Below are 22092 nucleotides of genomic sequence, written 5' to 3'. Positions count from 1 at the left end.
GTAACCGATTTGAAGATAATTTAAAAGAAAAGCGATATTCTTTTTACAATCATCAATAATCATTACCAATTGTTGGTTTTTATCTAAACCAGATGCCACATTTCTGCTTTTTATATAGCATTATATTATTTTTAAATGTGATTTTCTTTCAGCGCAGCCTGTGTAAAACCGCTTATATTTAGTGTATAAGATGTGATGAAATTCAGAGGAATAACAAAACTTTCTATCTTTGTTTACAGTACATTTACACCTTTTATCAGGGGTGCCATGTGAACAGACAGGCAGGAGGGCACAACTCCCCGGCAACTAAGAATGACAAGCAAACTAATATAGACCATGAAATTTATTGTTTCTTCCTCTACTTTATTAAAACAATTACAACAGATCAGCGGTGTTATCAATTCCAACACAGTATTACCCATACTGGAGGATTTCCTGTTCCTGATTGATAAAAATGAGCTGACCGTAGTTGCAACTGATCTTGAAACCGTTATGCGGGTGAAGCTGGAGGTGGAAGCCAAAGAGAACGGACGGATCTGTATCCCGGCCAAGATTTTGATGGACTCCCTGAAAAATCTGCCTGACCAGCCGCTGACTTTTCACATTGACCTGAATTCCTACGCCGTGGAAATCACTTCAGACAATGGTAAGTACAAGGTAATGGGAGAAAATCCGGAAAACTTCCCCAAAGAGCCGGCTGCTGACGACACCACATCTTTTACGATGAGATCTACAGCACTGGTAACAGCGATCAACAAAACACTCTTTGCCGTTAGCAATGACGATCTCCGCCCGGCCATGACCGGCGTGTTCTTCGAGCTCGGCACGGAAAGCCTCACATTTGTTGCTACAGATGCGCACCGCCTGGTGAAATATGTAAGAACAGATGCGAAATGCCCGCAGGCAGACACGTTCATCGTGCCTAAAAAACCGCTGAACCTGCTGAAATCCGCACTGCCGGACAACGATTCTGAAATCAAGGTTTCTTACAGCCAGAACCACTTCTTCGTACAGCATGAAGGCGCACAGATGATCTGCCGCCTCATCGATGCCCGTTTCCCGGACTATAAAGTGGTAATCCCTAAAGACAACCCTTACCGCCTCACCGTGGTAAAAAGCGATTTCCAGAACGCCCTGAAACGTGTAGGCGTGTTCGCTAACAAAAGCACTAACCAGGTAGCACTGAATATTACCGGCAGCGAACTGCAGCTCTCTGCACAGGATGTTGACTTCTCCTTTGAAGGCAACGAACGTATGAGCTGCCAGTACACCGGCGACGATATGCAGATCGCCTTCAATGCCAAATTCCTCATCGAAATGCTGAATGCCGCTGAAGGTGATGAAGTGACCATCGAACTGGCCACTGCCACTAAAGCCGGTATCCTCAAACCTTCCGAAAAAGAGGAAAATGAAGACCTGCTGATGCTGGTAATGCCGCTCATGCTGAACAACTAATACCCGCTTTTCAGCCGGCTAAAGTGAACGGCTACACTAAAAGCCATATGCTTATAGCTAAAAGTTTATATATAAAGCAATCTCTTCCAAAGAGGTTGCTTTTTTCTTTGCCAGTGGCGGAAAAGAGCGCTTATTTATTCCCCAAAAAGTCGTAATTTTTAACCGGGGTAAACAGGAAAAACAGCTTATAGGAAAACAGAGACAGTCACTGATTTAATTTATTATACCCCACCTATCCACCCGTTTGATATTGTTGGCCTGGCCGGAAAACCTTGATAATTTCAGAAAGCAGAGAACACACATTTCCCGGATATATCTTATTACCAGTTATGGTAACGTTTTTTGAAAATATTCCGTCTTATTACCGTACCGCTATCCTGGTAGGCGGTTTACTGTTGTTGTGGATCATCGAAGGGTTCTTTCCCCGTTTCACCTTCCGCGGCAGCAAATACCGGCATGCCGGTACCAACCTGTTTTTCACCCTCACCACCGTGATCGTGAATACCGGTTTTGCGTTCCTGATCGTAAAGGCTTCACAATGGACCAGCAACGCCCGCTTCGGGCTCTTATACTGGCTGCACCTGCCCCTGTGGCTGCATGCCCTGCTGGCCATCCTGATGCTGGACCTGATAGGTGCCTACCTCATTCACCTGGTGCAACATAAAATAGGGTGGATGTGGCAGTTCCATAAAATACACCACATCGATACACAAATAGATGCCACCACTGCGTTACGCCATCACCCGGTGGAAAGCCTCTTCCGCGTGGGTGCGCTTCTACTGGCCATTCTTTCCATGGGCGTGCCGTTCTGGATGGTCATGTTTTACCAGTCACTCTCTGCATTTATGTCACAGTTTAACCACGCCAACATCAGATTGCCTAAAGGGCTTGATAACGCCCTCAGCTGGATCATCGTTTCCCCTGATATGCATAAAGTGCACCACAGCCATTATCAGCCGGAAACAGACTCCAATTACGCCAATATCTTCTCGATATGGGACCGCATTTTCGGCACCTTCATTTTTATCCCGGATACCACCTCCATCCGGTACGGGCTGGACGAATACCGGGACAACCGTTACCAGGAAGTAGGGCCGCTCCTGAAAGTACCCTGGGAACAAACCACCGTAGCCAACAATGATAAGATAAGTGGAGTGAGCAGTAACCTGTAGACTGTATTCTTTTACCTGTTTATTAAATCCGAACATATGCAACACTCAACAGCACTCACAAAAACAGCCTGCATTGCAGCATTGGTCATCGGCGTCCTCTCAGCAGCATTTGCTTTTGCCACCAAAACGCCCACCTATGCCGTCGCCTCCGGCGCAGCAGCGGGTATAGTAGGCCTCATATCCCTGTATATCGGCAGAAAAAATATTGATGATATGCAGCTGGCCGCTGCCGGCATCTTTATGGCTGTAGTAGCCTGCCTGGTAGGACTCTGGCAAATGTATAACTAAAGACATGACTAGCGGCTCCGGCGATACCGGTCTGTATACCCCTCCGCTGCCTTCAACGGAAACAGCACCAATGATGTGTCGGACAGCTCTCTGATAATGGTGGTGTCTATAACGGCAGCCGTATCTTTTACGCCTTCCGAATGGCTCCATAAAAACAGCGTGTCATTGTTCAACGCCCATTTTTCATATACCAGCGTATACATGTTGATAGACTTTGCAGTACCGTTCCTGCGCAGCTGAAACCCCTGCATCTCCTTGTCCAGCCCTGCTACGGGCTGTATCCATTTCCCTATGAGCTTAGCTGTGTCCACCCGCAGCGTATCAGTTACAGCAGCGATGCTGTCGGTAACGCCGGCATTGCTGCTGTCTGTAACCACTACCAGGCTGCTGTCGTGCGCAGCCTCTTCCGGCACAGGTGCTTTCTTTGACTTACACGCTACCAATAACAATAATAATGGCAATAGTGACGGTAACTGTTTTATTAACATGAAACTAAATTACGAATTACCAGTATATGCGAAAGATATTTTTTAACCCTGCCGTCAATCAGGCTGTGCGCTCCTCCTTATTCTTTTCATCATCGTTAGCTTACCACCGCCAGTCATATACATTAAATCATATCGGATATCACTCAACACCCACATATTTCGTATAACCTTTTACGTTATTAAAAGCTATTTGTCCGGATTCTTTTTTGGGTATGACTGTCCACAGCCATCCGTGGCCCGGAAAATTATCCCCCTGCAATTACTATTTTTTTCCTACTTTTACCCCTCACTTTAGGGGTGTTTATCCCGTACCCGGGATAAGCTGAGATGATACCCTCAGTACCTGAAGCAGCTCATACTGCCGTAGGGAAAAGTAACTGAACTTTCTCATCTTCCACATCCTTAAAGTTTATTGTTTCACTTAAATTCCAACACGCATGGAAGTGCTTGTAAACAATAAACTTTATGCGGTGCAGCAAGGAATAACCATTGCTGCGCTCTTACAGTTTATTCAACTCTCCGCCCAAAAAGGTATTGCTGTTGCGGTCAACGACCAGGTGGTCCCACGGAACTCGTGGAATGACCAGCCATTGCAGCCATCAGACAGTATCACGATCATCCGCGCCACCCAGGGCGGATAGTTCGGTTTCCTTATTTCGTTTAATCATCACCGTTATACATACATAACGGAACGATATTCTCATGTCCACAAAATCCTTTCTCATGCAAAAACAATCCGTGGCCATCAGCCGCACGCCCTTTCCCGCCTCAGAAAAAATATATGTCAGCGGGACTATCCATCCTGTAAAAGTCGCCATGCGGCAAATAACACTGACAGATACCCGTATTCACGGCCGAAAAGGCGATGCCGTACCCAATGAACCGGTAGTGGTATATGACACCAGCGGCCCGTATACCGACCCGTCCATCGACATAGACGTTACCCGCGGCCTTCCCAGGCTGCGTGAATCCTGGATCACCGGCAGGGGAGACGTGGAACAACTGCCGCAGTATACCAGCCCTTATGTACGGCAGCTGCAACAAACAGGCGACAACATGCCCGGCATGAGCATCACCGCCCAACCATTGCGCGCATTGCCCGGCCGGAATGTGACCCAGCTCTACTATGCACAGCAGGGAATCATCACACCGGAAATGGAATACCTCGCCATCCGCGAAAATCAATACGCAGAAAAATACTACCAGGAAAACAGCCCGCTCTGGCACCAGCATCCGGGCAACAGCATGGGCGCCAACATTCCTAAAAAACAGATCACGCCCGAATTCGTACGCCAGGAAATAGCCGCCGGACGCGCTATCATACCAGCCAATATCAACCACCCGGAAAGTGAGCCTATGATCATCGGCCGTAACTTCCTCGTGAAAATCAACGCCAACATCGGCAACTCCGCCGTTACCTCCAGCATCGAAGAAGAAGTGGAAAAAGCCGTATGGTCCTGCCGCTGGGGCGCAGACACCATCATGGACCTCAGTACCGGCAAAAACATCCATGAAACCAGAGAATGGATTATCCGCAACTCACCCGTGCCCATCGGTACCGTACCTATCTACCAGGCCCTCGAAAAGGTAAACGGCAAAGCGGAAGACCTCACCTGGGAAATATTCCGCGACACACTGATTGAACAGGCCGAACAGGGAGTTGATTACTTCACCATCCACGCCGGCGTATTGCTGCGCTATATACCGTTAACGGCTAAACGAACAACCGGCATCGTTTCCCGCGGCGGCTCCATCATGGCCAAATGGTGCCTGGCCCATCACAAGGAAAACTTCCTTTACACCCATTTCGAAGATATCTGCGAAATCATGAAAGCGTATGATGTTTCCTTCTCCCTTGGCGACGGCCTCCGTCCCGGCAGCATCGCCGACGCCAACGACGCGGCACAGTTCGCAGAATTGGAAACACTGGGCGAACTCACCAAAATAGCCTGGAAACATCATGTACAGGTGATGATTGAAGGACCCGGCCACGTGCCCATGCACTTGATCAAAGAAAACATGGACAAGCAGCTCGAACACTGTCACGAAGCGCCTTTCTATACCCTGGGCCCCCTCACCACCGACATCGCGCCCGGTTACGACCACATCACTTCCGGTATCGGCGCGGCCATGATCGGCTGGTTCGGCACTGCCATGCTTTGCTACGTTACGCCGAAAGAACACCTCGGATTGCCTAACAAAGAAGACGTACGGCAAGGCGTGATCACCTACAAAATCGCCGCCCACGCCGCCGATCTCGCTAAAGGCCACCCTGGCGCGCAACACCGCGACAACGCCCTCAGCAAGGCTCGGTTTGAATTCCGCTGGGAAGACCAGTTCAACCTCTCCCTTGATCCGGAGACCGCCCGCGCATACCATGATGAAACACTGCCGGCGGAAGGCGCTAAAATCGCCCACTTCTGCTCTATGTGCGGCCCTAACTTCTGTTCCATGAAGATTACGCAGGAAGTAAGGGATTTCGCCGCCAGGGAAGGGCTGGACGATGCCACCGCCCTAGAAACAGGCATGCAGGAAAAAGCCCGGTCCTTCGCTGAACAGGGAGGTGAAATCTATCAATAAAAACAGCTGCCGATGATTTGGGTCGTCACCTCACCTGAACGTATATACGAAGAAGAAAAGATCGTCGCCGATCTGTTACAGGCAGGCGCCAGCCATATTCTGCTGCGCAAACCCTCCTGGCAAACGGCCGACTATCTGGCCTTCCTGGAGAAAACAGCGCCGGAATGGCATCCGCGTATCATTGTCCGCGATCAGCCTGACATCAGCAGCCGGTTCGCGGCAGGTGGGCTGCATCTCAGCGAAAAAGCCCGCTACAGTACCGATGCCCACGCGCTGTCGCGTTTCCCGCTGTGCAGCACCGGCATACATGATACCACGGCTATTGCCACGATGCCACCACACTTTTCCGTACTGCTGCTCAGCCCTGTTTTCAACAGTATCTCCAAAACCAGTCACCATGGCCGCTTTGCACAGCCGCTGCCAGACAAGCAGGGCAGACAGGTACTCGCACTGGGAGGGGTGGACGCCTCCAACATTCATCAGCTGAAAGCCTGGCATTTCGATGGCGCCGCCGTATTAGGCGCCATCTGGCAACAACCCGGCAAAGCAGTCACCATTTATCAGCGCATACAACAACGATGGAACAGCAACGACCAGTCGTCATGAGCTTTGCAGGCCTCGACCCCAGCGGGGGAGCCGGCCTGCTGGCAGACATCAAGACTTTTGAGCAGCACCGCGTGTATGGCCTCGGCGTATGCACGGCACTTACCATACAAACCGCCAGCGACTTCATTTCCGTGGACTGGCTGTCACTGCCACGCATCCTGGCGCAGGCAAAGCCGCTGCTGGCCACCGAAACGTTGGCCTACTGCAAGATCGGCATCATGACAGATGTACAGTCCCTGCTGGAACTGGTACGTGCCATCAGGTTGCTGTCGCCCGGCATCCGCATTATCGTTGACCCGGTGCTGAAAGCCTCTGCCGGACATACTTTTCACAGCAGCATCCCCCGGCAGACATGGCAGGAACTGCTGCCAGAACTGTACCTGATCACGCCCAACTATCACGAAGCCATGCTGCTGGCCGGCCTCGATGATGGCGACGCGGCAGCGAAACAGCTCTCCGCCCACTGTGCAGTACTGCTCAAGGGAGGCCATCATCAGGCAAGGCCCGGAGAGGACACGCTGTACACCGGCAACGAAGAACAGCGGTTTCCCGCCGGCGCCCAGCGGGCATATCCTAAACACGGATCAGGCTGCGTGTTGTCTGCCGCCATCACGGCCAATCTGGCACTTGGCCATTCACTGTCCGACGCATGTGCTAACGCCAAAGCCTATACGGAAAATTTATTGTCCAGTCATCCTTCATTAACCGGATATCATCACATATGATAAACAAACTGCATTATATCTCCCAGCAAACAGACCGGCGCAGCCACCTCGACAACATCCGGGCGGCATGCGACGCCGGCTGTCAGCTGGTACAACTGCGCATTAAAAATGAAACGCACGAAAACGTGCTGCCGGTAGCTACTGCCGCCAAAGCCCTCTGCGACCGGTACAAAGTGTCGCTGATCATCAACGATTATCCGCATATAGCCGTTGCCGTTGACGCCGCCGGTGTGCACGTTGGCCTCCAGGACATGACAGTGGCTGCTGCAAGGGCTATCGTAGGCACCGATAAAATAGTCGGTGGCACCGCCAATACACTCTCCGATGTGCTCACACACGTTAAGAACGGCGCCAGTTATGTAGGCCTTGGGCCTTTCCGTTTCACCACCACCAAACAAAACCTCAGCCCCATCCTGGGCATTGAAGGTTATCAGGCGATCATGGCCGCCTTGCGCGAGCAGCAGATCAATACGCCGGTAGTGGCCATTGGCGGTATTATGGAATCAGACATTCCCGCCATTATACAGACCGGCATCCATGGCATAGCCGTGAGCGGGCTGATTACACAGGCAACCGGGCAACGGTTGTTGGTACAACATATTTATGACCTTTTAAACAAACAGTGATGACACAACCACTCACCATCGCAGGCCGGACATTTACCTCCCGCCTGTTTACCGGCACTGGCAAGTTTGCCTCCGCCCCGCTGATGGAAGAAGCCCTGCTGGCCTCCGGCAGCGAGCTGGTGACCGTCGCCCTGAAGCGGGTGGACTTGCAACAGCAGGCAGATGACCTGTTGCGGCATCTGCATCATCCGCATATACAGCTGCTGCCCAATACCTCCGGCGTACGTACCGCCAAAGAAGCCGTTTATGCCGCCCAGCTGGCACGGGAAGCGCTCGAAACCAACTGGATAAAACTGGAAATACATCCTGATCCCCGTTACCTGATGCCCGACCCGGTAGAAACCCTGCTGGCCGCCACGGAGCTGGTAAAACTGGGTTTCGTGGTATTGCCCTATGTACATGCAGACCCGGTGCTGTGCAAAAGGCTTGAAGACGCAGGTACCGCAGCCGTTATGCCGCTTGGCTCACCTATTGGCAGCAACAAGGGGCTCCGTACCGCCGACTTCCTTGAAATCATCATCGCACAAAGCAATGTGCCCGTAGTGGTAGACGCCGGCATCGGCACGCCCTCTCATGCCGCCATGGCCATGGAAATGGGCGCAGACGCCGTTCTCGTCAACACTGCACTGGCAGTGGCCAAAGACCCGGTAAAAATGGCCGCTGCCTTCAAAGCGGGCGTGGAAGCCGGCCGCATGGCCTATGAAGCCGGCCTGGCGCCCACCAGTGCCCACGCCATCGCCTCCAGCCCGCTGGTGGCTTTTCTCGATGAAGCTTAATCAAAACTGCGATCATGTTTAAAGACATTTTTGAGCAATATCAATGGGACGAAGTAAAGGCAGGCATCTACGACAAAACAGCCGCAGATGTGGAGCAGGCCCTTCATAACCAGCGCCGCACCCTCGATGATTTTGCCGCCCTCATTTCTCCCGCGGCAGCGGCTTACCTGCAACCAATGGCCGAAATGAGCCATCAGCGCACCTTACAGCGCTTTGGCAATACTATGCAGCTATATATCCCCATGTATCTCTCCAATGAATGCCAGAATATCTGCACCTACTGCGGCTTTAGCCTGGACAATAAGATCCGGCGCAAAACCCTCAGCGCAGCGGAGATACTACAGGAAACAGCCGTCATCAAAGAGATGGGATATGACCATGTGCTGCTGGTAACCGGCGAAGCACATCAGATAGTAGGCCTCGACTACTTCAAAAAAACGCTGCAACTGTTACGTCCCCATTTCGCTCATATCTCCATGGAAGTGCAACCGATGGACGAGGCGGATTACGCCGCCCTGATACCGTTGGGGCTACATGCCGTGCTGGTATATCAGGAAACCTACCATCAGGAGGATTATAAAAAGCATCATCCCAAAGGACGCAAATCATCGTTTCAATACCGGCTGGAAACGCCCGACAGACTGGGCCGCGCCGGTATTCATAAAATGGGGCTCGGGGTGTTGATAGGTCTTGAAGACTGGCGTACCGACAGCTTTTTTACAGCACTGCATCTTCAGTATCTCGAAAAAAAATACTGGCAAACGCGGTACAGCATTTCTTTTCCACGCCTGCGTCCCTTCTCCGGCGGACTGGAACCTAAAGTGGAAATGAATGACCGGGAGCTGGTACAACTCATCTGCGCTTACCGCCTTTTTAATCAGGAAGTGGAACTGAGTATTTCCACCCGGGAGCGGGAATCTTTCAGGGACCACATTATCCGGCTCGGCATTACCAGTATGAGCGCCGGATCACGCACCAATCCCGGAGGCTACGCCGCCGACCGGCAATCGCTTGAACAGTTTGAAATATCCGACGAACGAAGCGCAGCCACCATCGCCGCCATGTTGAAAAACAGCGGTTATGAACCGGTATGGAAAGACTGGGACCAAGTATTGGGCTAACATAAAAGAAGGTGGCCCAGTGGCCACCTTTGTTGTTTTTCATAGCTGGTTAAAAGCAATATTACAAGGGGTAATAACTTCTCTCAATCTCTTTAAAGATAAGATGAGCGGAGATATAAAAGTAGTGCGCATTAAAAATGAACAAAATGAACAGATTTTATGAGCGGTGAACAAAATCACTGGTTTCCGGTCTGTCAACAGCGTTGTTGTGCGGGAAACCTGGTTCGGTTACAGGCATAAAAAAAGGCTGCTTCCTTGATGAAGCAGCCTTGTACCGAAAAATCCCGTAGTTGCCATATTACTTATAAAAATAAGTATGATTGGAATACCGCTATCCAAAAATAAAATGCTATTCCTGAACAACCGTATTTAGCTTCAGTTTGAACAAAATGAACAATCATCAATTTGCTGCACAAAAAAATCCTTTCGCACGTTAGTACACGATCCGTTGTACATCTCTGTAAGTCTTGATGATATCGTGATCATTCCGTAATGACTTCTGTTGATCGGCTATCAGTTCCCGGAGACGGTAGGACATGGGCGTATCTGACCGGAGCGCGGCACTATAGGCGCGTTGCGCCGCATCTTCTCCATATTCACAAAAAGAAAGAATAGCATGCCGGTCATGACCGGTAAAAGCGGTCTTTATCTCCATCCACGTACGGTATAGCTTGCCGGCAGCTGTAGTGCCGAAGCGTCTCTGCTCGCCCAGCGCCACCAATTCATCATACAGCTGGGAGGCATACCGGCGGCTGTCATCGATCATACGCTGAAAAAGCGCTTTCAAATCCATATCATCAGTAGCATCCATCGACTGTTGATACCCTTCCATTCTATCGTTATTGATCCTGACGAGGTCGCTGATTACTTCGGCGATTGTTTCTTGTTGTTGCATGTTCCGGTAAATTTTTAGGATTAAAAAGATAGTCTCTGTCTGCAACAACCCAAAAATGCGACCATTTTGCACAGCCTTTATTACCAGATACTTCAATCATCCGGCTTTCCTTCACCCGTCCTTTTTTTTCTTCGTATGGGGGAAGCGATTCCACACCTGTACAGCATTTATTCTTCCCCCTATATATTGTATATAAGCGCTTTATCAGCGTTGGCATATATTTTTTAGCAGAATAGGCGGACCAAATCCTTAAAACATGAGTAACCTGTTGTATCTAATTGCCGTCATTCTCGTTATCGGGTGGGTTCTGGGGTTCTTTGTATATTCTGCCGGTGCCCTGATCCACGCCCTACTGGTACTAGCTATCATTGCCATCTTAATTAACATCATTCGCGGCAGAGCGGTATAAGACCTTACGAATGACGGATTACGAATAACGAAGGATGACTTTTCAAAAGCCCGATTTTGTAATTCGTAATCCGTAATTCGTATTTGTCTTAAATTGCCGTCATGAAAGTATCCCGGTTTTTGCTGGCCATTGTTGCAGTGGCTTTAGGCGCGAGTTGCGCCAGTACCCGTCCTGTCACCCAATCTGTTACTGCCGGCTTCGGCAGGCTCCGGCTCATCGGGGAGCAGACCATACCGCATAACATGCCTTTTATGGGTACCGTTACCGGCGGGCTCTCCGGTATAGATTACGACGCTTCACGGCAGCAGTATTATATGATCTGTGACGACCGTTCCGAACTGGCACCAGCCCGCTTTTATACGGCCAAACTCTACTTTTCCGCCCAGTCATTTGACAGCGTTCGCTTTACTGGCATGACAACGCTGCTGCAACAGAACGGGCAACCTTATCCCGGTGTAAAAGTCAATCCGGCGCTGACGCCCGATCCTGAAGCGTTGCGCTACAACTCCCAAAAGGGGTGCCTGGTATGGAGCAGCGAAGGAGAACGTATTGTGAACACCAAAGACACCATCCTCACCAACCCCGGCGTATATGAAATATCCATAGACGGTCACTACCTGGATTCTTTCGCACTGCCATCGCAGTTCCGTATGCAGGCCACAGACAACGGCCCCCGGCGTAATGGCGCCTTTGAAGGCCTCGGCTTTACACCGGACTACCGCCACACGTTCGTCAGCCTGGAAGAACCCCGCTACGAAGACGGTCCCCGTGCAGATGTAGGAGACACCACCGCGCTTACACGACTGATCAAATATGACAACAAAACCCTGCAACCGGTGGCACAATATGCCTACCGCTTAGACCCCGTTGCATATCCGGCCATTCCCGCCAATGCATTTAAGGTAAACGGCATCTCCGATATCCTGGTGTTGTCTGATCATCAGCTGTTGTCCATAGAACGCTCTTTTTCTTCCGGCGTGAAAGACTGTACCATCAAAGTGTTCCTGGTAGACCTTCACGGCGCCACGGACATCAGTGATATCAGCTCCCTGAAAACAGCCACAGGTGTGAAGACCGTTACCAAATCCTTACTTTTTGATTTCGCTTCCCTTGGGAAATATATAGATAACATTGAAGGCGTAACTTTCGGACCTGTATTGCCCAATGGCCATAAAAGCCTGGTGTTTGCGGCAGATAACAACTTCTCCGCCGCAGAAGAAAGCCAGTTTTTTGTCTTTGAGCTGATTCCCTGACCTGTGGGCATTAACTAAATACCGGCCCTGGTTGTTATACGGAAAAATCATTCATCGTTATGAAATACCTCCTGTTATTATCTGCCATGGCCTTATTTGCCTGTCAGCATACCCGCTCCGGCCAGCAGGCCGGCCATCCTGACAGCAGTGCCGTTTCCCCTGTCTGGATCACCTATACCGGCACCCTTCCCTGTGCGGACTGCAGCGGCATCCTTACCACCCTTAGCCTTGAGGAGAACGCCCCCGACGGGGAGCTGGGCTTCAAACTCAAGGAAACCTACCAGGGAGTAGCGGGAAAAGACCAGACATTTCACAGTGAGGGCAACTATAAGGTGCTACATGGCGACGCAGAAGACAAAGATGCCGAGATCATACAGCTTAACCCGGACAAAGACCAGAACCTTCAACGTTATTTCCGCAGGGCAGGGGATGTGCTCCGTCAGTTGGACAAGGACAAACAGGCTGTCCCAGGTGCTATGACCTATAGCCTCAAACGCGTCAGTGAATAACTGATATATCAAAAAAGTCGCTTAAATTTAGCTCCGACCAGTGACTTTATCATTCCAAAATTATGACGCGTATTTTAGGCTGCCTGATGGCTTTGTTGACGTTGCAGATGTATGTGTTTGGGAAATCTCCACAGGACAGTTTGCTGAAGGAGTTAAACCGCAGCATTGAAAATGCAGCTGTGTATGACGCCCTGAAAATGAAAGGCATCGACAGTATCAAACGTACCCTTGCCAATGCCGGCACCGACCCGGGCGCCCGTTACCATATATACCAGCTATTATATGAGCAGTACAAAGTTTTCAATTTTGACTCTGCCTTTGTATATGCCCGTCTTATGGAAAAGGTGGCAGGGGAAATGCAGGACCAGCAGCGCCTCACCTATGCCCGCACCAGAATTGGTTTTATCCTGTTGTCTTCCGGCATGTTCACAGAAACATCCGCCTTTCTCAACAGCCTTGATGTGACAGGCATGCCCGACAGTATCCGCAGCCAGTATTATCTGATGAAAAGCCGGTTCTACTATGATCTGGCAGACTATAACCAGGACCGGTATTATTCACCTTCCTATATTCACCAGGGCAGTATATATATGGACTCCGCCCTTCACCTGTTGCCTCCATCTTCTTTCGAATATCAGTATAACAGAGGGCTGCAATATTACAAGATGGGCAACCTCGCCGCTGCCCGTAACAGTTACCCAGATCTTAACCAGCCGGGGCTCAACTACCGGCAGCTGGCCGTTGCCGCCTGTACGCTGGGGTATATATACCTGCACGCCCATGAGACTGATACAGCTATTGAGCTGATGTACCGTTCTGCCATCGCAGATATTAAATCCTCCACCAAGGAAACCATGGCCATGTATACCCTGGCCACCCTGCTTTTTGAAAAAGGTGATATCAAAAACGCCTCGCACTTCATTGAAAAAGCTGTCGCCGAGGCAGCATTCTATGGCGCCAGACAACGGAAAGTGCAGGTTAGTAGTATTTTACCTATCATTGAACAGGAAAGGGTCAATACAGCCGAAGAAAGAACCAGATCGCTGCTCATCTACGCATCCATTGTGACATTGCTGCTGATTGCGGTGGTGATACTCGCTATCACAGTCACGAGGCAGGTGCGCAAACTGAAAGTCGCCCAGGAGATCATCACTGCAGCACATCTTAAACAACAGGAAATCAACAATCAATTACTGGAAGCCAATAAGATAAAGGAAGAATACGTCGGCTATTGTTTTAATATCTACGCGTCCTATATCAGCAAGATTGAAAAATTAAAACAGACGCTTGAACAAAAATTAACCGAAAACAAGCCGAGTGAGTTAAAATATCTTATAAATAATATCAATGTCCGGCAGGAACGGGAAGACCTTTTCACCACTTTTGACCGGGTGTTTCTAAAGATATTCCCTCATTTCGTGGAAGAATTTAATAACCTGTTTGAACCGGTCAACCAGGTAGTCCTTCGGGAAAATGAATTACTCAATACGGACATCCGGATTTTTGCCCTTATTCGTATAGGCATCACTGATAATGAAAAAATTGCCCGGATACTGGAATATTCCGTCAACACCATTTACGCCTATAAGACCAAAATCAAAAAACGTTCATTGGTGCCCAATGAAGAATTTGAAAACCGGATCATGGCCATTAAAGCCCTTTAAAAAGGGGGTAAAAATGGCGAATACCATCAATATATGTAAAAAATATATTTGTTTGTATTTTATTGCTTATCAAAAAGATACGTCCACAACCTGTTCAAAATAGCCTTTTATTTTCTATATTTATCCTGTATAAGTTGTTCACCTGAGCATTGCTTTCTTACTTTGACAAAAAGGAAGCATAAACCAATAATCTGAATTTAAAAAAGCCAATAAACCAAGGCATCATTGCCGCCCACGTAAACCAGTTAATTTATAAATCCACGTTGTTCCGCATGTCGAGCCTGCTCTACATTCAGCAACCAAATTGAATCTAAGTTTTTAAATCCACGGTAAACAGAACAGTTCATTCACTGCTCAAAAATCCACATTATGATGAAAACACGACTTTTCAGGCATCTTTTCCTGTGCACATGTTTCATGTTGTTACAGGGTCTGCTCATGGCCCAGAACAGGACCGTGACAGGTAAAGTTACAGATGACAAAGGCTCCCCTATTCCAGGTGCTTCCGTGCAAATCAAAGGCACTAAAAGCGGGACCACCACCGATCCTGAAGGTAACTTTAAGGTATCTGTTGGCGCCAACGCCAACACTCTGATTATTTCCTTTATCGGACAAACCGCACAGGAAGTCAGTATCGCCAACAAAACTCATGTAGATGTAAAACTGGTAGCCGAAAATACCACCCTTACTGACGTAGTGGTAGTTGGTTACGGCACCACCCGCAAAAAAGATATTACCGGCGCCATCTCCCAGGTAAAAGCCGCGGACTTTAACCGTGGTATCACCAGCGCCCCTGATCAGTTGATCCAGGGCAAGGTGTCCGGCCTGATGGTGCTTAACAACAGCGGCGCTCCCGGGGCTTCCGCCACAGTACGCATCAGGGGCGTGTCTTCCGTAAGGTCCGGCAACCAACCCCTGTATGTAATAGACGGTGTGCCGCTCGACGGACGTGTAGCCCGGCCTGCCATTAATGTCAGCGGCCTTGGCCAGACGCCTGACGCCAACCCGCTCAACTTCATCAATTCCAGCGATATCGCTTCCATGGACGTGCTGAAAGACGCTTCCGCCACGGCCATCTATGGCTCCCGCGGCGCCAACGGCGTTATCATCATCACCACCAAGAAAGGCACGCCTGGTGCTACCCGCCTCGATGTAGGCTATTCCGTGGGCGCCAGCAACATCATGAAACAACTGGACGTACTGGACGCCGACGAATACCGCGCCGCCCTTAAAACCTACAACCTGTCCGGCGGCGACTACGGCGGCAGCTCCAATGGGATGAAATCCATCCTCCGCACTGGTATCACCCATAATATCAATGTGGCGATGAGCGGCGGAAATGAAACAAGTCGTTACCGTGCTTCCTTCGGTGTACAGGACCAGGAAGGTATCGTCAAAAAGTCGGGCCTGAAAAAATATACCGCTACCCTCAACGGTCAGAATAAGTTCCTCGACAGCAAAAAACTGGGTATCGATTATAATATCATGGCCGCCCAAACCACTGAACAGCTGGCCCCCATCACCAACGACGCCGGTTTCACCGGTAGCCTTATCAGCATGGCCCTCCAGTGGAACCCGACCATGCCTATCCGGAATGCCGACGGATCATTTAACATCCTGGGGGAGGGCAGCGCCGTGAACCCGGAAGCCATGTCCGAAGCATATGACGACAAGGTAAACATCAGCTACGTGCTGGCCAGCATTTCTCCCTACTATAAATTCAATGACAACTGGGAATATCGTGCCCTGTACAGCATTAACCATCAGGTGGGCAAAAGGGAAACACAGGTAGCATCCTTCATTAATATCCCTGGTATCATGAAACAGGGGCAGGCCTACTATGGCAATGCAGAGCTGACCACCCAATTGCTGACCAACACCCTGAGCTTCAACAAACAGATTACTTCTGCCTTCAACTTAAACGCCGTAGTGGGCCATGAATACCAGAAGTTTGACTATGCTGGCATGAGCCTCGGCGCCACCGGGTTTCCTACCTACGCTGTGAAGTATACTGATATTCTTCAGGCTCCTACCCAGGCCAATACAAATATCAGCTCCTTCCGGAACCCCAGCTCAGAGCTGCAGTCCTTCTTTGGAAGAGCGACCTTCAATCTCTATGACAAATATATCCTCACCGGTACCCTGAGGGCCGACGGCTCCAGTAAATTTGGTTCCAACAACAAATACGGCTATTTCCCGTCTTTCGCCGCCAAATGGAACATTACCGGAGAAGACTTCCTGAAAGGCAATAAAACCATCAACAACCTCGCGCTGAGAGTAGGTTATGGTTCTACGGGCAACCAGGAATTCCCTGCCGGCGCGGCACAGGAACAATATGGCCTGGGCGCCTCCGGTTCCGCCGCTCTCACCAACGTTGCCAATCCCAACCTGAAATGGGAAAGCTCCAAACAGTTCAACGCCGGTGTGGACTTCAGTCTCGTAGACAACCGCATCTATGGTAGCGTGGATTACTTCTATAAAAACACCAGCAACCTGCTGTTCAGCTTCCCCGCCATCCAGCCGGCGCCTGCGTCCACCTACTGGATCAACCTGCCAGGCAATGTGATCAACAACGGGGTGGAAGTATCCCTCAAAGGAGACATTCTCCGGAAAAAAGACCTGAGATGGACATTAGGTGTAAACGGCACCTTCCTGCATAACGAACTGAAAAACTATGACGGTCCTCCGGTGCTCACTGGCGCCATCAGCGGCCAGGGTGTTTCCGGTGCCACCGCACAACGTCTGGCCAACGGCTATCCGCTGAACACCTTCTACGTTCGCAAGTTCGAAGGCTTCGATGATAAAGGTCAGGCTGTATATACCGACAATGGCAATACCCTGTATTACCTCACCAATCCCAACCCGAAAGTGCTGCTCGGTATCAACACCGAAGTGGTATTCAAAAAGTGGGTACTGGCAGCCAGCGGCCACGGCGCGTTCGGCCACGAGGTATACAACAATACCGCTAACACTGTACTGCCAATCGGCAACCTTGGCTCCCGCAACATTGCCAAGTCAATACTGGGCAACGGCGAAGCACTTTCCAATCCTATCACCGTGTCTTCCCGTTACCTCGAAAAAGGCAACTTCTTCAAGCTGGACAACGTGACGCTTACCTATAACATTGGCAACGTAGGCCGCGTCCTGAAAAATGCAGCTGTGTATGCCACCGGCCAAAACCTCTTCGTGATCACCAAATACAGCGGCTTCGATCCTGAGGTGAATACCGATAAAAACGTGAATGGAGTGACCTCCTTTGGCATCGAGTACGGTCCGTACCCAACAGCCAGAACGGTCATGCTCGGCATCCTGTTTTCCTTGTAAACCATTCACCTAAAAACTGCTATCATGACTAAACATATTTTCCGATCCGCTATCGTAATCGCCTCTGTCGTAGGCTTTCAGGCCTGCGGGCTCAATGAACAGCTCGGCTCCACCATTACCCGGAAAGATGCCGACTCTGTGATCAAAGTACCGGCCCTGCTAAAAGGTGCTTATGACAACATGCAGCTGCCATACCAGGAATTCGATAACAGCTGGGGACTCTCGCAGATGTCAACAGACGAAACCTTAGGCCCCACCCGTGGCGGCGACTGGGACGATAACGGTGTATGGCGCTCCCTGCATGAACATACCTGGAACGCAGACCACGCGCACATACAACGTGCCTTTACCAATCTGCTGACACTTCAGTTCAGCGCCAGCAATGTGCTCAATTTCAAACCCAGTAAGAACCAGGCCGCACAGGCCCGCTTCCTCCGGGCCCTCTCCATGTTCACCGTAGTGGACCTCTGGGGGCAGGTTCCTTTCAGGAATCCTACAGACACCTTGCTGAACGCGCCTAAAGTGCTGAAAACACAGGAAGCGCTGGATTATATCATCTCCGAGCTGAACGCCATCCTTCCTGATCTGGGCGCACGCCCTGCAACAGCCGCCTATGTGGCCAACCAGGATGCCGCCCGCGCCTTACTGATGAAATGTTACCTTAATAAAGGCGCATTTATCAACAGGGCCGCACCGACCTTTGATGCTGCCGATATGCAACAGGTGATCACGCTCGCCGATCAGATCAAAGCCACCGGCGCCTACAAACTGGCGTCCGACTACTTCGATAACTTCGCCCGCGACAACGATGTGAAGTCCACTGAAAATATCTTCACACAGCAAAATGGCCCCGGCTTCAGCACCGTACGTCAGGGTAACGCTACCTATGCCCGCTGGAAATTCACCGTTCACTACAACATGACGCCCAGCGGCTGGAACGGCTTTACCACGCTCTCTGATTTTTATGACAAGTTTGAAGCAACAGACAGAAGGAGAGGCGGCGCCTATACCGGCCTTACCGATACCTGCGGCATGCTCGCCGGTTTCCTCATCGGCCAGCAATATGATGTAAACCATAATCCGCTGAAAGACCGTAAAGGCAATCCGCTGGCCTTCACCCGTGATGTGCAGCTCAAAGAGTCCGGCGCCAATCTGGAAGTAACCGGTATCCGCGTTATTAAATATATCCCGGACTTCTTTACCTCCCAGAACTCCAAGGACAACAACGAAGCCAGCAACGACTATGTTTTCTTCCGCTATGCAGACGTGCTGCTCATGAAAGCTGAAGCACTGCTCCGTACCGGTAATGCTGCCGGCGCACTGGCACTGGTAAACGAAATACGGCTCGCCCGTGGCGCCAGCCCGCTGGGCGCGCTGGACGTGAACTCCCTGCTGGATGAAAGAGGACGCGAGCTCTACTGGGAAGGCTGGAGAAGACAGGACTTGATCCGTTTTGGCAAGTTCCTGCAGCCATGGCAACTGAAACCTGTTGATAACCCAAGGAACCTGCTGTTCCCGATTCCTACCAGCGATCTTGCTGTCAACAAAAACCTGACACAAAACCCGGGTTACTAAACCATATTTTCCATTACCGGGAATAGTGCCCTGAGCGGCACTGTTCCCGGTATATCCTCCGGCTATTTTTACCTGTTACCCGCTGCTGCGCCTGGTCTCATCAGGCGTCCGGGGGAGGTTTTTTCATCAAATCATCATCCCATGAATAAAATTCCGCTACCGGCTTTTTCGCTGCTGTTATTATTGCTGATACGCCTCCCGATTACCGCTCAATCACAGGTGGTGCCGGCAGGAAATGTCAATAGCGTCAGCATTTCCGGTCAACAGGTAAAAATAAAAACGACCAATGCTTTTGCGGAGGTCACTGTATACAGCCCGTCCATTATCCGGGTAAGAATGGACAAGCGCCCGCTGCCAGCGGACTTTTCTTACGCCGTAATAGCAAAACCATTACCTGTAAAAGCACAAATCACCCAAAACAATAGTGAAATCAATATTGTAACTGATTCCCTAAAAATGCGGATTCAGAAAGCCCCTTTTGCGGTCAGCTTTTTCAGCCCTTCGGGCGATGTGATCAGCGAAGATGAAGCCGGCCTCGGTACCTCCTGGATCGGCGACGAGGTGACGACTTACAAAAAAATGCAGGAAAACGAACGGTTTATCGGACTGGGTGAAAAGACCGGCAACCTGGACCGTAAAGGGGAAGGCTATACGAACTGGAACTCCGACGTGTTTGGCTATGCTACTAACCGGGACCCCATCTATGCCACCATTCCTTTTTATATCGGTATTCATCACCAGCAGAACTACGGCATCTTCTTCGATAACAGCTATCAGAGCGATTTTAACTTTGGTGCCAGCAACAATCGTTTCTCTTCCCTCGGTGCAAGGGGAGGAGAAATGAATTACTATTTCATCTATCATCCGCAGATGGCAGACATCATCCGGTCTTATACCAGCCTCACCGGGCGTATGCCCATGCCTCCGTTGTGGAGCCTCGGCTATCAGCAGAACCGCTACAGCTATTATCCTGACACTGAAGTATACCGGATCGCTCAAACTTTACGGGAAAAGAAAATCCCGGCCGATGGCATCACCCTCGATATCCACTATATGGATGCCTACAAACTGTTCACCTGGAATAAAGACCGTTTCCCTGATCCGGCACAGCTTACCGGCCGCTTAAAAGATATGGGTTTTCGTGTAACCGTTATCGTAGATCCCGGCATTAAGGTAGAAGAAGGTTATCACGCTTACGAAAACGGTAAAAAGGAAAATATCTTCATTAAATACAACGACGGCCAAAACTACACCGGACAGGTATGGCCTGGCTGGTGCCATTTCCCGGACTTCACCAGTGAGAAAGGCCGCAGCTGGTGGAAAAGCCAGGTAAAATCGTATATCCGTGACGGTGTCAGCGGCATCTGGAACGACATGAATGAAATTGCCACATGGGGCCAGAAAATGCCTAACAACGTGATCTTTGATTACGAAGGGCACCCGACCACACATCTGCAGGCGCATAATATTTACGGCCTGCAAATGGTACGCGCCAGTTATGAAGGTACCCGCGAGGCCCTTCAAAAACGGCCGTTCCTCCTCACCCGTGCGGCCTATTCCGGCAGTCAGCGCTACAGCGCCATCTGGACCGGCGACAACCGGGCGGAAGAAGACCATATGCTGCTGGGCGTACGGCTCCTGAACAGCCTCGGTGTCAGCGGTTTTCCCTTCGCCGGCATGGACGTGGGCGGCTTCACCGGCAATCCTTCCGTTGGCCTCTATACCCGCTGGATGCAAATTGGTGCCTTCATTCCCTATTTCAGGAACCATACCGGCGTCAACACCAAGTCCGCAGAGCCATGGGCTTTCGGCGAGGAAGCCCTGGAAATCACCCGCAATTATGTAAACCTGCGCTACCATATGCTGCCCTATCTCTATAGCACTATGTACGCTGCCAGTCGTACAGGCATGCCTGTTATGCGCACGCTGGCACTTCAAAACACTTTCGATCCGCAGGTGTACGATACCCGGTTCCAGAACCAGTACCAGTTTGGCGACGCGTATATGATCGCTCCTTTTGAGAGCACAAAAGATTTTGGCAGTATTTATTTCCCTAAAGGGAAATGGTACAATCTCTATACAGACGCCGTCACTACCGGCGGACAAGATATCATCACACCCCTCAACATCAAAACCTTACCGGTATATGTAAAAGAAAGCAGCATTGTGCCCATGCAGTCATTGGTGCAATCTACCCGCGAAAAACCTGCTGATACGCTTTTCCTTCATCTATATAAAGGCAGTCAGCCTAATACGTTCGTATACTACGAAGATGACGGCGAAAGCTTCTCGTACGAAAAAGGTGATTTCTATGAAAGGGCCATTACCTATGATCCGGCGCAACAAACACTGACGCTGCAAAGGCCACAGGGTAATTATGGCAGCCAGTTTCATCACATTAAGCTGATCCTGCACGGGTTTGACAGCATACAGCGTATAACCGTCAACGGTAAAGCGACAACTGTCAGCGCAGGTCCTTTTTCTTTTTTATCACCCATATCCCGGTTTGATCCGCAGGGATCATTTATACCGGCTGAAAGCTGTCCGGTACAAGTGGCCACCTTTGCCAACAGTAACGAGCTTCTTAACGTGGGTTTATGAGAAAAGAACGGCCCCCCTGGATTTT

19 protein-coding genes and 1 riboswitch are annotated in these 22092 nt (G+C 50.3%); of the genes, 17 read left to right on the top strand and 2 right to left on the bottom strand.

Annotated features, from left to right (window positions below; translation table 11 throughout):
* The first annotated feature begins 336 nt into the window (after nucleotides 1-336).
* From dnaN to ACTJJS_RS15660, 3 genes are all read left to right on the top strand, one after another.
* Nucleotides 337-1455: a DNA polymerase III subunit beta gene (gene dnaN, locus ACTJJS_RS15670; RefSeq protein WP_168870737.1), complete on the top strand. Its 1119-nt coding sequence runs from the start codon at nucleotides 337-339 to the stop codon at nucleotides 1453-1455.
* Nucleotides 1456-1784: 329 nt separating this feature from the next.
* Nucleotides 1785-2627, top strand: coding sequence for a sterol desaturase family protein (locus ACTJJS_RS15665; protein WP_440664397.1), 843 nt, complete (start codon nucleotides 1785-1787; stop codon nucleotides 2625-2627).
* A gap of 36 nt (nucleotides 2628-2663) precedes the next feature.
* Complete coding sequence (locus ACTJJS_RS15660; protein WP_440664396.1) at nucleotides 2664-2915, top strand: hypothetical protein; 252 nt, start codon at nucleotides 2664-2666, stop codon at nucleotides 2913-2915.
* An 8-nt stretch (nucleotides 2916-2923) separates the two neighbouring features.
* Here the strand turns inward: ACTJJS_RS15660 and ACTJJS_RS15655 are convergent, their stop codons facing one another.
* Nucleotides 2924-3403, bottom strand: a complete 480-nt coding sequence (locus tag ACTJJS_RS15655) for a lipocalin family protein (protein ID WP_168870740.1) — start codon at nucleotides 3401-3403, stop codon at nucleotides 2924-2926.
* A 283-nt stretch (nucleotides 3404-3686) separates the two neighbouring features.
* Nucleotides 3687-3790: riboswitch (TPP riboswitch) on the top strand.
* A gap of 50 nt (nucleotides 3791-3840) precedes the next feature.
* Between ACTJJS_RS15655 and thiS the strand changes: the two genes are divergently transcribed.
* The 7 genes from thiS to thiH all read left to right on the top strand — a co-directional run bounded on the left by thiS (nucleotide 3841) and on the right by thiH (nucleotide 9837).
* A complete protein-coding gene (gene thiS, locus ACTJJS_RS15650) occupies nucleotides 3841-4044 on the top strand; it encodes a sulfur carrier protein ThiS (RefSeq protein WP_168870741.1) in 204 nt (67 codons plus the stop codon).
* A gap of 82 nt (nucleotides 4045-4126) precedes the next feature.
* Nucleotides 4127-5983, top strand: coding sequence for a phosphomethylpyrimidine synthase ThiC (gene thiC, locus ACTJJS_RS15645; RefSeq protein WP_440664395.1), 1857 nt, complete (start codon nucleotides 4127-4129; stop codon nucleotides 5981-5983).
* 12 nt (nucleotides 5984-5995) lie between these two features.
* Complete coding sequence (locus ACTJJS_RS15640; RefSeq protein ID WP_440664394.1) at nucleotides 5996-6589, top strand: thiamine phosphate synthase; 594 nt, start codon at nucleotides 5996-5998, stop codon at nucleotides 6587-6589.
* Nucleotides 6562-7314, top strand: coding sequence for a hydroxymethylpyrimidine/phosphomethylpyrimidine kinase (locus tag ACTJJS_RS15635; RefSeq protein ID WP_440664393.1), 753 nt, complete (start codon nucleotides 6562-6564; stop codon nucleotides 7312-7314). Before ACTJJS_RS15640 ends, ACTJJS_RS15635 begins: the two co-directional genes overlap by 28 nt.
* Nucleotides 7311-7940 carry a thiamine phosphate synthase gene (locus ACTJJS_RS15630; protein ID WP_440664392.1) on the top strand — a complete coding sequence of 210 codons (630 nt, stop codon included), beginning with the start codon at nucleotides 7311-7313 and terminating at the stop codon, nucleotides 7938-7940. Before ACTJJS_RS15635 ends, ACTJJS_RS15630 begins: the two co-directional genes overlap by 4 nt.
* Nucleotides 7940-8716 (top strand): thiazole synthase, encoded by a 777-nt coding sequence (locus ACTJJS_RS15625; RefSeq protein ID WP_440664391.1) that lies wholly within the window; start codon nucleotides 7940-7942, stop codon nucleotides 8714-8716. Before ACTJJS_RS15630 ends, ACTJJS_RS15625 begins: the two co-directional genes overlap by 1 nt.
* A 14-nt stretch (nucleotides 8717-8730) precedes the next feature.
* Nucleotides 8731-9837, top strand: a complete 1107-nt coding sequence (thiH, locus tag ACTJJS_RS15620) for a 2-iminoacetate synthase ThiH (protein ID WP_440664390.1) — start codon at nucleotides 8731-8733, stop codon at nucleotides 9835-9837.
* Nucleotides 9838-10270: 433 nt separating this feature from the next.
* Here the strand turns inward: thiH and ACTJJS_RS15615 are convergent, their stop codons facing one another.
* The gene (locus ACTJJS_RS15615) at nucleotides 10271-10732 is read right to left on the bottom strand and encodes a ferritin-like domain-containing protein (protein ID WP_440664388.1); all 462 of its coding nucleotides are present in this window, start codon (nucleotides 10730-10732) and stop codon (nucleotides 10271-10273) included.
* 256 nt (nucleotides 10733-10988) lie between these two features.
* Between ACTJJS_RS15615 and ACTJJS_RS15610 the strand changes: the two genes are divergently transcribed.
* The 7 genes from ACTJJS_RS15610 (at nucleotide 10989) to ACTJJS_RS15580 (ending at nucleotide 22067) form a co-directional block, all read left to right on the top strand.
* Complete coding sequence (locus ACTJJS_RS15610; protein WP_168870749.1) at nucleotides 10989-11141, top strand: lmo0937 family membrane protein; 153 nt, start codon at nucleotides 10989-10991, stop codon at nucleotides 11139-11141.
* A 101-nt stretch (nucleotides 11142-11242) separates the two neighbouring features.
* Nucleotides 11243-12394, top strand: a complete 1152-nt coding sequence (locus ACTJJS_RS15605; protein ID WP_440664387.1) for an esterase-like activity of phytase family protein — start codon at nucleotides 11243-11245, stop codon at nucleotides 12392-12394.
* Between the two features lie 59 nt (nucleotides 12395-12453).
* Entirely contained in the window at nucleotides 12454-12903 is a 450-nt protein-coding gene (locus ACTJJS_RS15600) for a copper resistance protein NlpE (RefSeq protein ID WP_440664386.1), read from the top strand.
* Between the two features lie 62 nt (nucleotides 12904-12965).
* Complete coding sequence (locus tag ACTJJS_RS15595; RefSeq protein ID WP_440664385.1) at nucleotides 12966-14567, top strand: DUF6377 domain-containing protein; 1602 nt, start codon at nucleotides 12966-12968, stop codon at nucleotides 14565-14567.
* 369 nt (nucleotides 14568-14936) lie between these two features.
* Nucleotides 14937-17891 (top strand): SusC/RagA family TonB-linked outer membrane protein, encoded by a 2955-nt coding sequence (locus ACTJJS_RS15590; RefSeq protein ID WP_440664384.1) that lies wholly within the window; start codon nucleotides 14937-14939, stop codon nucleotides 17889-17891.
* 24 nt (nucleotides 17892-17915) lie between these two features.
* The gene (locus tag ACTJJS_RS15585; RefSeq protein ID WP_168870753.1) at nucleotides 17916-19466 is read left to right on the top strand and encodes a RagB/SusD family nutrient uptake outer membrane protein; all 1551 of its coding nucleotides are present in this window, start codon (nucleotides 17916-17918) and stop codon (nucleotides 19464-19466) included.
* Nucleotides 19467-19607: 141 nt separating this feature from the next.
* A complete protein-coding gene (locus ACTJJS_RS15580) occupies nucleotides 19608-22067 on the top strand; it encodes a glycoside hydrolase family 31 protein (RefSeq protein ID WP_440664383.1) in 2460 nt (819 codons plus the stop codon).
* Nucleotides 22068-22092 lie beyond the last annotated feature (25 nt).

It is taken from the genome of Chitinophaga sp. 22308 (assembly GCF_052045305.1).
Taxonomy (GTDB): Bacteria; Bacteroidota; Bacteroidia; order Chitinophagales; family Chitinophagaceae; genus Chitinophaga; species Chitinophaga varians_A.
This window is presented reverse-complemented; position numbering and strand designations above follow the sequence as displayed.